Origin of the sequence: Sphingobacterium sp. HSC-15S19 (assembly GCF_050433745.1) — a bacterium.
Taxonomy (GTDB): domain Bacteria; phylum Bacteroidota; class Bacteroidia; order Sphingobacteriales; family Sphingobacteriaceae; genus Sphingobacterium; species Sphingobacterium siyangense.
Genome location: NZ_JBNPWQ010000026.1, coordinates 19157 through 31514, shown reverse-complemented (window position 1 = coordinate 31514; position 12358 = coordinate 19157). Strand labels below are relative to the sequence as shown.

Genomic DNA, 12358 nt, shown 5'->3' with positions numbered 1-12358 from the left:
ATTTTTGCTATATTGGTTATACCAATATAAATTTAAAGCGAGCTATGGAGACTAAAGCAGAGTATCAGATTTGGGACACTATTGTGAATAGCGCAAAAACTAAATTCGATTATAAGCATATTCGTGCGATGTTCAAAAAGGAAGATGACGAAATAACCGATAAGTTTCTATTCCATATTGTTGCAGGATTTGCCTGTGGTGAAAACCATCAGACCATTTCAACCAATCTTTTCAACGAACTACAAAGTATTCATTTTGAATGCAATGAAGAGCAGATCGACCGGTTTATCGCTGATAAGCATGTAAAATTCAGTCCTGAAATCTACGCCACCTATCTTGCATTCTCTATGCTGGAAGATGGTGAAGATGTCGATACCATCACCGAAATTATTAATAATCTTTTGCAACTAGACAAATAATTATTTTAAAGTATCGTTTAATTTTGGCTAAAAACTTATATTCGTGAATTATTACACCTATAGTTATGCGCCAGTTTTTAACGCTATTTTTAATATTTTCTATTTATACAAATAGTATAGCCCAAACTTTTGACTTTGGTAAAGTTTCTATTTCGGATTTCTCACGAACAGACCTGGATAGTAATGCCAATGCTATCGTGCTCAATGAGTTTGGACGGAGTTCTGTTTTTGTTGATGATTATGATAATCGTATAAAACTTCAACATGAATACCATGTACTTATCCGCATCAATAACAAAGAGGGGTTTAAAAAAGCTAATTTTGAAATCCCCTCGTATAAACGCGGAAGTTATATACGAGACTATTTTGACGAACTCAAGGCTGTTACATATAACTTAGAAAATGGCAGGATCGAGAAAACGGAGCTTGAAAATAAGAAAGTTTTCAGGGAAAATTACTCGGCCTATCTAGACCTTAATAAATTTACCCTTCCAAATATTAAAGAAGGCTCTATTATTGAAGTGTCCTATCGGACACTAGAGCAGGATTTATTTAATTTCAAAACATGGGAATTTCAAGATGATATTCCCAAAATACAAAGCCAATATATCGCTATTATTCCTGCTTCTTTCGCCTACAATGTAGTTTTACGTGGTCCGTACAAACTTACCGATCAAAAAGCCGAAGCATTGAAAGAATATATTTTCCTGGATGGACTGCGAATGGATTGTTCAAAATTGACCTATACAATGAAGAACATTCCGGCATTTGTTGAAGAGGACTACATGACTTCGCCAACCAATTTCAAATCTGCTATCTATTATGAGCTTGAATCGATCTTTTATCCGAGTACTGGTAGTAAGAAGACATTTAGCAAAACCTGGAAAGACGTAGATACAGACCTCATGAATGAAAAGGCTTTTGGAGGTCAATTAAAAAAAACAGACTTATTCAAAGCCAATTTAGCAACAATTGTGTCTCCTACTGACAGTAAATTAGAAAAAGCAAAGAAGATCTATAACTATATCAACAAACAAATAAAATGGAATAACTATTTGGGCAAATATGCAGAATCTGGCATTGAAAAAGCATTGGAAAAACGAACTGGCAATATTGGCGACATCAATTTAGCGCTAGTAACCGCGCTATTAGCGGCAGATCTGGAGGCCTACCCTATTATTCTTTCAACGCGACGAAACGGAACGCCTAATGCCTTATTTCCCGTATTATCTGACTTCGACTATGTCATCGCTTGCGTAGATGTAGATGGCGTAAAATATAAACTAGATGCCTCCAATCCATACTTGCCTTTTGGAGAGCTGCCTTTACAATGTCTAAATGAACGGGGAAGAATTATCTACTCCAAAAAGAGCTCAGACTGGTTTCCGCTTACGGTAGAAGAATCTTCCGATGTAAACTACGTATTGGAGGGAGTTTTAGATGAACAAGCTAAAATTAAGGGAAAACTGACCATAAGTAGCAGGGGTAACAAAGCCTTTTTAAAACGCCAACATATTGCCAAATTCAATTCTTTGGAGGAATACTGGGAAAAACTGGACGAAGAAATGCCCAATGTAACTTTAACAAAATCAAGTATCCAAAACCTAGAAGAAATTGATCAGCTATTAATAGAGGAATTTGATGTCATTGTAGATGTCTCCAAACAGATGGAACAAGACATATTATTATTGGCGCCCAATATTATTGACAGGATTTCCTACAATCCATTTAAAGCACAGGAAAGAACTTATCCAGTTGATATGGGTTTTAAATCCAAAACATTATACTCAGTCAAATTGACAATCCCCGATCGCTATGAAATTGCTGAGAAGCCTCAGAATGCATCGTTAGCACTCCCGGAGTCAACTGCAAAATATAGATATGTAACGCAGGTCAATGGCAATCAACTTGAAATACTACAGAGCCTCGCGTTTAACAAACCCATCTTTTCGGTCGATGAATATTTTTCACTCAAAGAATTGTATTCACGTATTATTCAACAACAAAAGCTAGACATAAAATTAATCGGTAAAAAATGAAAATCGTATTCATCAACTTACTATACTTCCTGCTTCCGATCCTCGCAATTGGACAAGATAACTACGACGTCGCCAATATTCCAAGTGCATTAAAGAGCAGAGCAGTAGCAACTGTACGCAATGATAAAACTGTGGTAGAAATGAAATCGCCCGAACAGGTCATCACAACCATAACGTGTGCTATCACAGTTTACAATAAAAATGGGGACCGCTATGCTTCACTTCCGGTCTATTATAATAAATCTAGCGAAATCAAGAGCCTTAAGGGCGCCATCTATAACGAAATGGGGATATTGCAAAAGAAAATTGCAACGAAAGATTTCAAAGATATTAGCGCTGTGGACAACAGTACGATGTTTGCCGATTCTCGGGTAAAATTATATGTACCTGACTATCATAGCTATCCCTATACCGTCGAATACCAATACGAAGTTCGAAGTAAACAAAACTTGATCATTCCATCTTGGACTCCTGAGGTCTCAAGTAATGTATCCGTAGAGAAAAGCAGCTTTCAATTTATTGCACCAATTGGCACTGAATGCCGAATTGAAACAACGAACTATAAAGGAAGTATCAAGGAAGAGAAAAATGACAAGACTGAAAGTAAGACATGGAATACTGAACAGATCGCTGCAAAAAAGGATGAATCTTATAGCCCCAATCCTAACCTGAAAAGAATAAATGTACTCATCGTTCCCAAAAATTTTATTTATTATGGTAAGACTGGAAATTTCGGGGATTGGAAAGAATTTGGCCAATGGGTATCCAATAGACTATTGAACAAAAAAGAAGATTTGACGGAAGCGTCTAAACAAAAATTTATAGCATTAACAAAAGACGCCAGCTCAGATAAAGACAAAGCAAGGATTCTATACAATTATTTACAAAAAAACACACGTTACATCAGTATTCAAATTGGCATTGGAGGCTTAGAACCATTTCCGGCTTCTGAGGTTGACCGCTTGGGCTACGGAGATTGTAAAGCACTGGCGAATTACATGCGAAGCATGTTGTCGGCCGTCAATATCCCTTCCTATTACTGTATTGTCGAAGCAGGCAGACGCAAAGAAAGTTTTCACAAAACCTTTGCAAATGCCCAGGACGGAAATCACGTCATTTTATGTATTCCATTCAAAAATGATACGACCTGGCTGGAATGTACGAGCCAAAACCTTCCATTTGGTTTTCTTAGCGACTTTACCGACGATAGAGATGTCGTTGCTTGTACCGAAAATGGCGGAGTTATCATGCATACGCCGAAATATATTAATTCAACCAATCTTCAACTGCGTTATGCCGACCTAAAACTTTCGGAAGACGGAAGCATTCAGGGCACCTTAAATACCAAGTTCTACGGAGCCCAATATGAGAACCATATGGACGTGCTTTTAGCCAGTAATAATGATAAGAATAAGCTTCTCACGGAATACTATAATATAGACAATATCAATTTCAATCAGGTAAACTATATTGAACATAAGGAGGAAAATCCATTTATTGAGGAGAACCTGAATATTTTTATCAAAAACTACGCTGTGAAAAATGGTAATAAACTTTTGATCCAACCTAATTTATTCAACACACATTCCAATATTGCAGAAAGTAGAAATAGAACCGAAGATATTTTCATTGAAAGAGGTTACGCTGATATCGATAGCATTAGCATTGCCCTCCCGGAAAATATGCTCAAAAACATAACTCCTGAAAAGAAAATTATTGAGAAACCATTTGGAAAGTATGAATTTAGGTCAGAAATAAAAGACAATAAACTATTCACCTACAGAAAACTAGAACTTTTTGAAGGCAGCTATCCTGCCAATACTTATGAAGACTTTTTCCAATTTCATAATGAGGTAAGCAGCTGCGACAAGGGACGCTTTAATCTCAGCTTTCTCTAGTCGGAAAAAAATATTTACCAGAATATGAATGAGTAAAATCGATCAAATAAGGCAATTATTGTATATTAGCTCAATGACAGAATACGCAGCGATATTTGACATGGACGGTGTCATAAGCCACACCAACCCTTTCCATGCGGAAGCTTTTAGAGCTTTTTTTAAAAACCACAATGTACAACAGGCTACAGAAGAGGAATTTGAGCAGCATATGTATGGTAAGCATAATAGTTACATTATGCAGCATTTCTTTCAGCGTCCGATATCCCCTGAGGAACTGCGAACGCTTGAATTTGAAAAAGAGCAGCTTTTTAGAGTGATCTATAAAGAACACGTTGCCCCTATTAAGGGCTTAATTGAGTTTCTAACGGAATTAAAAAATAACGGTTTTAAGCTTGCTGTGGCGACATCTGCTCCCCGAGAGAATATGGACTTAATTTTGGATGAATTGAACATACGTCATTTATTCTCTTCCACGCTAAGCAGCGAAGATGTAAAACTCCATAAGCCACATCCTGAGGTTTACCTAAAATCTGCAGAAAATCTGCAAATTCCTGTTGACCGCTGTATTGTTTTTGAAGATTCTTTTTCGGGTATTACCGCGGCGAAAAATGCTGAAATGAAAGTTGTCGCCGTACTTTCAACCCATAAAAAAGAAGAATTACCTGCAAGTAATGATTATATAAATAATTATACAGAAATATCTGTTGCCAATATAAAAGCAATTTTAAAAACACAAGAAGTATAACCCGGTTAAGGGTTGACGACGATAAAAAAAAGAGATTCCTTAAGGAATCTCTTTTTTTTATCACTTTGTCTGAGCGAACTGCAATTTTCGTTCACAGCTGCTAGACTAAAATTTCTCTAAACGGTTAATCTCTTTTTAGACCGAACTTCTCTATTTTACTATACAGGTGACTACGTTGAATATCAAGATCATCGGCCGTTTTGGAGACGTTCCAATTATTTTTTTCCAATTTATATTTTATAAATTCTTTCTCCGCATGATCTTTATAATCTTGAAACGAATCAAAGGAGTCCATATCTAATCCGTAATTCGTTGCACTTTTTTCATGAGCTATACCATTCACAGGTTCGCGGGACGGGTTAGCAAAGGCAACAACATCTTTATCGGTAATCGACCTGTCGCTCAAAATAATTAAACGTTCAATCATATTGCGCAATTCCCGAATATTACCTGTCCAAGGAAGATGACTCAACTCTTTCATTGCAGCAGTAGTAATTTCCTTTACAGGTATCCCGTATTCCATACAGATCTCTTCACAGAAGTTTGTGGACAATAAAGGAATGTCATCGACACGATCAGTTAATGCTGGCACATGGATCAGTATGACAGATAAACGGTGATACAAGTCCATTCTGAAATTACCATCTTCTATCTCTTTCAATAAATCCTTATTGGTCGCAGCTACTACCCTGACATTGACGTCAATTTCTTTGTCGCCCCCCACTCGCGTGATTTTATGCTCTTGTAATGCCCTTAGCACTTTAGCTTGCGCTGAAAGGCTCATATCACCGATCTCATCCAAGAACAATGTTCCACCACTAGCTTGTTCAAACTTCCCGATACGTTGTTTAATAGCCGACGTGAAGGATCCTTTTTCATGCCCGAATAATTCTGATTCGATTAATTCAGAAGGTATTGCGGCACAGTTCACTTCAATCAATGGGCCTTGTCCACGATTTGACTTTTCATGTAACCAGCGTGCAACCAATTCCTTTCCCGAGCCATTCGCCCCGGTAATCAATACACGGGCTTCTGTTGGTGCAACTCGGTCAATTGTTTCCTTAATACGTTTGATGGCCCCCGATTCACCCAGTATATCTTTTGTTTTCGAGCTGCTAACTTTTCGTTTCAGGACCTTGGTTTCTGTGACTAGGGAACTTTTATCCAGTGCATTACGAACCGTGATCAATAATCTATTCAGGTCCAGCGGTTTTTCTAAAAAGTCAAATGCTCCTTTTTTCGCGGCTTCAACAGCTGTCTCAATCGTACCATGTCCAGAGATCATAATAAAAGGGATGTCCGGGCTGCTTTGGTGTGCTTCCGCCAAAACTTCCATCCCATCCATCGTATTCATCTTGATATCACAAAGAACAAGATCTATTTTTTCCTTTTTTAAAATATCTAATCCATCCCGGCCATTGTCGACATCTAAAATCGTATAATCTTCATATTCCAAGATATCACGCAACGAACTTCTGATGGCGCGCTCATCATCAATGATTAAAATTGTACTCATAAATCGAGAGTTATGCTATTTTTTCAATTACGGGAATCAATATAAGGTTTTTTTGGCAATTAGCGAAAAAGAAGCAAACCTTGTAAGCCGGGTTCTGTAGACCACCGAAGTGGAATTTCTATCATTTATCTAGATTTGCCATCGCTGACAAACTCAATCAACCTACCCATTACGAATTCCAATAAATTGAAAGAAGACGAGCAGCCTTCGAATTTCGCAACCTATTTGGTCTTTCAACACACGAGGTTTACCGTAATATATGTCACCATACAAGACCGTAAGCTCTTACCTTACGTTTTCACCCTTACTCCGAAAAGCGGTATATTTTCTGTGGCACTTTCTGTCTGCTATTTTCATAGCAGCCTTCCCGTTAGGAAGCGTGTTGCTCTATGTTGCCCGGACTTTCCTCTCCTCCCAAAAAAGAGCAGCGATAGAACCAGTTTGCTTCTGCGCAAAAGTAGCTATTTTACTCGGATAAACCCGAATTTCTTTTCAATTTCGAAAAGACCATTCATTTTGCATCACAGGCATAAAAATCTACGCAATTAACTTGCGTAGATAAAGAAAGTTTTTGTATTTTCAATCTATCAAAAAAAGCATGGCACTCAATAAACTAGCTCTTATACGGTATAAAACGATTGACCATTGTCTTCGTTTACGACATCGGAAATGGACCTTGGAAGATCTTATGGAAAAGGTTTCCGATGCACTCTATGAATTTGAAGGAATCAAAAATGGGATAAGTAAACGCACCATACAAGGAGATATTCAACTCATGCGTAGCAATAAGCTCGGCTACAATGCGTCTATTGTCGTCTTGCATCGCAAATTCTACACCTATGAAGATCCCGACTATAGCATTAGCAATTCACCGATTTCCGTCGGTGACATGCAAAAAATGAAGGAGGCTGTAGAGGTACTTAAGCATGTGAGCGGTTTCTCCAGCTTTGATGAAATGAGCGATATTGTCGCACGACTTGAAGATAGCATCCATACAAAAAAGGACAATTCACCTTCTATTATACAAATGGAAAGCAACAATCTGCTAAAAGGCCTTTCTTTTATCAGCCCACTGCATCAAGCCATTCGTGAAAAAACGCCACTCCTGATCAGCTACCAATCGTTCAAAGCAATACAACAACAGGATCTCGTTTTCTCGCCCTATCTCCTAAAAGAATATCGTAATCGATGGTTTCTAATTGGTCAGCATAAAAAGAGTGAAGGATTGATGACACTAGCGCTCGATCGGATCAATGCTATCGAGGAAATGGGCAAAAATTCATACAGGGAATATACAGGGGTCGATTTCGAACGTTACTTTTCGGATGCTATAGGCGTAACGAAGACACAAAAGGACCGCGGGCACCGGGTGATATTGCAAGTCAATGCAAAAAATGCACCTTATGTAGCAACAAAACCCTTACATGCGTCACAGCAGATTTTAGACAAAAAGGAGGATGGTTCAATCTTAATTCGTATCGATGTTGTACTTAACTTTGAACTGGAAAGAGAAATTTTAGGTTTTGGCGAATCCATTAAAGTACTCTCCCCAAAAAAATTGCAAGCGAGAATAAAACAGCGCTTGGCTGCTGCCACACAACTCTATGCTGAGAAATCTGTCGATTAAACGTCAAATTCAAGCCCTCTCGCTACCTCTCCAAAAATGCCTAAATATCTTGGGCGATGGCATAACCACTTGCCCAAGCCCATTGGAAATTATAACCGCCAAGCCATCCCGTAATATCAACAGTCTCCCCTCCAAAATAAAGGCCTTCAACTTTTTTAGACATTAAGGTCTTGGGATGCAGTTCTTCCGTTGAAACTCCTCCACGCATAACCTCAGCTTTATCATACCCCTTATCTCCCGCAGGTTTTACCTTGAAGCGATGAATAGTATCGACAATCAATTTCGCATCAGCTTTACTAAGTGAGGCAATTTTGGTATCCAAGGCTAAAAATTTCCCAAGGGCATCGACCAATTTTCTGCTGAAATAATCGTTTAGCAATTGTGAAACAAGTCTTTTCCCGCCGTATTGCCGCTCTTGTTTAATCAGATTATCTAAATTAAAATTAGGCAGTAGATCAATCGTAATCTCCTGTCCCGGTCTCCAATAACTTGATATCTGAAGAATTGCAGGTCCGCTTAACCCCCAGTGCGTAAAAAGAATATTCTCTTCAAAAGACATTCCGGCAACAGACACTTTCGAGAACACCGAATTTCCAGCCAAAGAACTATACCAATCAGCATCTTTTCCAGTTATTGTCAAAGGGACTAGTGCAGGCGCTGTACCGACGACATTCAAACCAAATTGTTTGGCTAGGCGTAATCCAAAGTCCGAAGCGCCGAGTTTTTGGACCGGAAGCCCACCGGAAGAAATAACAACTTTATGTGCATGATATCGGGACTCACCTTTTGCATTTTCTACCGTTACCATAAAGCCATTATCGTTTTTTTCTACAGATTTCACCAAGGTATTCAATGCAATATCCTGCCCTGTCTCGTATAAAATTTTTGAAAATACAGCAACGATATCTTTTGCTTTATTGGTCTCTGGAAACAACTGGCCCAGTGTTTTTTCCTGCCCTACAATACCATACTGTTCAAAAAATGTAATGGTATCGTCCACTGTCCATTGTTTGAATATACCATGTAAAAAATCTGGATTTTCAGAAATGAAATTAGCGGGACTATTACCGATATTTGTATAATTACAGCGTCCGCCTCCGGAAATCAAGATCTTCGCGCCGACCTTATCGTTTCGTTCAAGGACCAAGGTCTTCTTTCCAATCAGCCCTGCTTGGGCTGCACACATCAAACCACAGGCTCCCCCCCCAATAATGATAGCATCGTATAGTATACTCACAGCAACAATCTAATAAGCAATCAATGTATTTTCAACAGAAACAACTCTTCGTTCCAATTGACTCTGATATCCCAATTCAATAATTTTAATGACATCCCGTGCCTGCTCTGCCGATGCGATCAAGGTAGTTTTGCCCAATATACTATCCGCAACGTTCTGATAAAAATCAGGATAAGAACCTATTTCAGAAGGAACCATTTCTTCAATGTCATTCCCCTGTTCAACGATATTGAGCTTGCCGTATAGACTTGGGTCTTCTTGTCCCCAGGTTGGATCCTCATCAGGAAATTTGCCATCACGCAGTAAGGCTTCCTGTGGGTCGACACCATATTTTACAAAATTTCCGTTCATTCCAAAGACACGATAACGTGCTGTGGGTTCTTTTGCAAGCATAGAACCTTTCAGAGATACCCGTAAGTTATCGTAGTACAATAGGCAGTCGAAATTGTCAATGGTTTTCGCATGATCCCGTTGGACAGCCAAATCTGCAAAGACAGCATGCGGCTTTCCAAATAACTGCAAAGCCTGGTCGATGAGATGTGGCCCCAGGTCATAAAATATGCCCGAACCCGGTAAATTTTCCTCTCGCCATGCGTTAGGTCGCAAATAATTACGAAAACGATCAAACCTTGATTCCAAATTTACAATCCGTCCCAACCTTCCACTTTTGACCACTTTCTCCACTGTCCGATAGTCTGAGTTGAACCTTAAATTATGGTAGGGTGCCAAGACCAGATTTTTCTCCTTAGCCAGAGCGATAAGCTCATCGGCCTGCTCGACACTATTGGTAAAGGGTTTTTCTACGACAACGTGTTTTCCTGCTTCCAATGCACGTTTTGCGAAAGGATAATGCATTTCATTGGACGTTGCAATCACGACTAAATCAATGGTTGCATCATTAAAAATATCATCTGCAGACAAAGCAATTTCTGCCTGTGGATAGCGTTCCTTTAGCAAACTTTGCTGATCTGCTTTCCGAGCAGTCACTTTAACAAGAGCCAGTTCAGCTATCGAACGCATCACGGGAGCGTGAAAAACCTGACCTGAAATTCCAAAACCGATAAGTCCTACGCGAATTTTCTTCATAGTATTACATTCTTTCAGGTACACGAATACCCAATAAGTTCATTCCTTTGGCAATAACCTTTGCCGCAGAAGCCGAAAGGTGCAATCTAAAGTTTTTCACATCATGATCTTCCGCTTTCAAGATGGTTTCTTCATGATAGAATTTATTATAAAACTTGGCTACCTCATAGATATAATTTGCCAATTGTGCAGGACTGAACTCTTGCGCAGAAGCTTCAATAATCTCCGGAAATGCACCCAGTTGTTGAATTAAGTCACGTTCGTAAGAGGAAATCGTCGCCGGTACAGACACAGCACTATCAAAATCGAATTCAGCCTTACTTAAAACAGATTTGATACGAGCATGCGTGTATTGAATAAACGGTCCTGTATGACCTTGAAAATCGACAGATTCATTTGGATCAAACAACAGGCGTTTTTTAGGATCCACTTTCAATAGAAAATATTTCAGTGCGCCCATTCCAATCGTATCGTACAGAACGGCTTTTGATTCCTCGTCCAATCCTTCAGTCTTGCCAAGTTCCTCAGTACGTTCCTGAGCGGTCTTAAGCATCTCAGCCATTAAATCATCCGCGTCAACAACTGTTCCCTCCCGTGATTTCATTTTACCTGAAGGAAGATCGACCATCCCATACGATAAATGGAACAATCCGTCGGCCCAAGCTTTACCAAGTTTTTTTAAGATTAAGAACAATACCTTGAAATGGTAATCCTGTTCGTTACCGACAACATAAATAGAATCATTCATTTTGAATTCATCATATTTCAATTGTGCAGTCCCCAAATCTTGTGTAATATAGACAGAAGTACCGTCGCCACGAAGCACAAGCTTCTGATCCAATCCTTCGTCTGTTAGATCAATCCATACGGAGTTATCCTCTTTTTTAAAGAAAACCCCTTTATCTAAACCTTCCTGAATAATATCTTTACCCAGCAAGTATGTATTGGATTCATAATAATATTTATCGAAGTCGACGCCTAATTGTTTATAGGTCTTTTCAAACCCAGCGTACACCCAGCTGTTCATGGTTTTCCACAGTGAGATCACCTCTTCATTACCAGCTTCCCATTGTTGCAACATCGCTTGTGCTTCCTTCATCAAAGGTGCATTTTTCTTTGCCTCATCTTCGGTCTGCCCTTCAGCCTTCAATGCCTCGATTTCCTGTTTATATGTTTTGTCAAAGACAACGTAATATTTTCCGACAAGGTGGTCCCCTTTAAGTCCAGTAGACTCGGGTGTCTCACCGTTACCAAATTTTTGCCAAGCCAACATCGACTTACAAATATGAATACCGCGATCGTTCACCAAATTTGCTTTGATCACATCATAACCATAAGCTTTTAGGATTTCCGCAACAGAATATCCTAATAAATTATTACGGATATGTCCCAAATGCAGCGGTTTATTGGTATTTGGAGAAGAATATTCAACCATCAGTTTTTTTCCATTCGCAGGAAATACACCAAAGTCCTTCGCCGTTATGGTCTGATTCAACAACGTGATCCAGTAAGCATCAGAAAGAACAATATTCAAAAAGCCTTTTATCACATTGAAATCCGATATTTCAGCAATATGCTGTTGCAAATATGCACCGATTTCCTTTCCGGTTTGTTCCGGAGAAGATTTCGAAAAGCGCGTTACGGGAAAAGTTACGATTGTAATTTGTCCTTCAAACTCCTTTCGGGTAGCTTGTAAAGCAATTTGATTTTCTAAAATATCTGCATTGTAAAGCTCTTTTACTGCCTGTACAGTGACTTCAACAAGTCGCTTTTGAATAGAATTTGCCATTT

9 protein-coding genes and 1 other RNA gene are annotated in these 12358 nt (G+C 39.0%); 5 read left to right on the top strand and 5 right to left on the bottom strand.

The annotated features are described in order from the left end of the window. The first annotated feature begins 44 nt into the window (after nucleotides 1-44). The 4 genes from L1283_RS19655 to L1283_RS19640 all read left to right on the top strand — a co-directional run bounded on the left by L1283_RS19655 (nucleotide 45) and on the right by L1283_RS19640 (nucleotide 5101). Nucleotides 45-419, top strand: coding sequence for a hypothetical protein (locus tag L1283_RS19655; RefSeq protein ID WP_088160868.1), 375 nt, complete (start codon nucleotides 45-47; stop codon nucleotides 417-419). A gap of 65 nt (nucleotides 420-484) precedes the next feature. Then, nucleotides 485-2458: a transglutaminase domain-containing protein gene (locus L1283_RS19650; RefSeq protein WP_286849635.1), complete on the top strand. Its 1974-nt coding sequence runs from the start codon at nucleotides 485-487 to the stop codon at nucleotides 2456-2458. After that, complete coding sequence (locus L1283_RS19645) at nucleotides 2455-4356, top strand: DUF3857 domain-containing transglutaminase family protein (protein ID WP_286849636.1); 1902 nt, start codon at nucleotides 2455-2457, stop codon at nucleotides 4354-4356. The genes L1283_RS19650 and L1283_RS19645 overlap by 4 nt, the downstream gene beginning before the upstream one ends. 73 nt (nucleotides 4357-4429) lie before the next feature. After that, nucleotides 4430-5101 (top strand): HAD family hydrolase, encoded by a 672-nt coding sequence (locus L1283_RS19640; protein WP_088163494.1) that lies wholly within the window; start codon nucleotides 4430-4432, stop codon nucleotides 5099-5101. 124 nt (nucleotides 5102-5225) lie between these two features. Here L1283_RS19640 and L1283_RS19635 read toward each other — a convergent pair whose 3' ends face one another. Together L1283_RS19635 and rnpB are read right to left on the bottom strand one after the other, a co-directional pair. Further along, nucleotides 5226-6617 carry a sigma-54-dependent transcriptional regulator gene (locus tag L1283_RS19635; RefSeq protein ID WP_088160865.1) on the bottom strand — a complete coding sequence of 464 codons (1392 nt, stop codon included), beginning with the start codon at nucleotides 6615-6617 and terminating at the stop codon, nucleotides 5226-5228. Between the two features lie 67 nt (nucleotides 6618-6684). After that, nucleotides 6685-7064: RNase P RNA component class A (gene rnpB, locus L1283_RS19630), an RNA gene on the bottom strand. A 151-nt stretch (nucleotides 7065-7215) separates the two neighbouring features. Between rnpB and L1283_RS19625 the strand changes: the two genes are divergently transcribed. Next, entirely contained in the window at nucleotides 7216-8244 is a 1029-nt protein-coding gene (locus tag L1283_RS19625; RefSeq protein WP_286849637.1) for a helix-turn-helix transcriptional regulator, read from the top strand. A 40-nt stretch (nucleotides 8245-8284) separates the two neighbouring features. On the opposite strand, the gene L1283_RS19620 is transcribed toward L1283_RS19625, so the two are convergent. From L1283_RS19620 to argS, 3 genes are read right to left on the bottom strand one after another with little or no spacing between them, the layout of a single operon-like run. Then, nucleotides 8285-9475: an NAD(P)/FAD-dependent oxidoreductase gene (locus tag L1283_RS19620; protein ID WP_286849648.1), complete on the bottom strand. Its 1191-nt coding sequence runs from the start codon at nucleotides 9473-9475 to the stop codon at nucleotides 8285-8287. A gap of 15 nt (nucleotides 9476-9490) precedes the next feature. Next, nucleotides 9491-10567, bottom strand: coding sequence for an oxidoreductase (locus L1283_RS19615; RefSeq protein ID WP_088160863.1), 1077 nt, complete (start codon nucleotides 10565-10567; stop codon nucleotides 9491-9493). Between the two features lie 4 nt (nucleotides 10568-10571). After that, nucleotides 10572-12356, bottom strand: a complete 1785-nt coding sequence (gene argS / locus L1283_RS19610; protein WP_312352216.1) for an arginine--tRNA ligase — start codon at nucleotides 12354-12356, stop codon at nucleotides 10572-10574. Nucleotides 12357-12358: the final 2 nt, after the last annotated feature.

Bases quoted from the DNA above. Each gene is read 5' to 3' on its own strand.
- L1283_RS19625 (WP_286849637.1), top strand. From the start codon at position 7,216: ATGGCACTCAATAAACTAGCTCTTATACGGTATAAAACGATTGACCAT.
- L1283_RS19650 (WP_286849635.1), top strand. From the start codon at position 485: ATGCGCCAGTTTTTAACGCTATTTTTAATATTTTCTATTTATACAAAT.
- L1283_RS19640 (WP_088163494.1), top strand. From the start codon at position 4,430: ATGACAGAATACGCAGCGATATTTGACATGGACGGTGTCATAAGCCAC.
- argS (WP_312352216.1), bottom strand. From the start codon at position 12,356: ATGGCAAATTCTATTCAAAAGCGACTTGTTGAAGTCACTGTACAGGCA.
- L1283_RS19655 (WP_088160868.1), top strand. From the start codon at position 45: ATGGAGACTAAAGCAGAGTATCAGATTTGGGACACTATTGTGAATAGC.
- L1283_RS19615 (WP_088160863.1), bottom strand. From the start codon at position 10,567: ATGAAGAAAATTCGCGTAGGACTTATCGGTTTTGGAATTTCAGGTCAG.
- L1283_RS19635 (WP_088160865.1), bottom strand. From the start codon at position 6,617: ATGAGTACAATTTTAATCATTGATGATGAGCGCGCCATCAGAAGTTCG.
- L1283_RS19645 (WP_286849636.1), top strand. From the start codon at position 2,455: ATGAAAATCGTATTCATCAACTTACTATACTTCCTGCTTCCGATCCTC.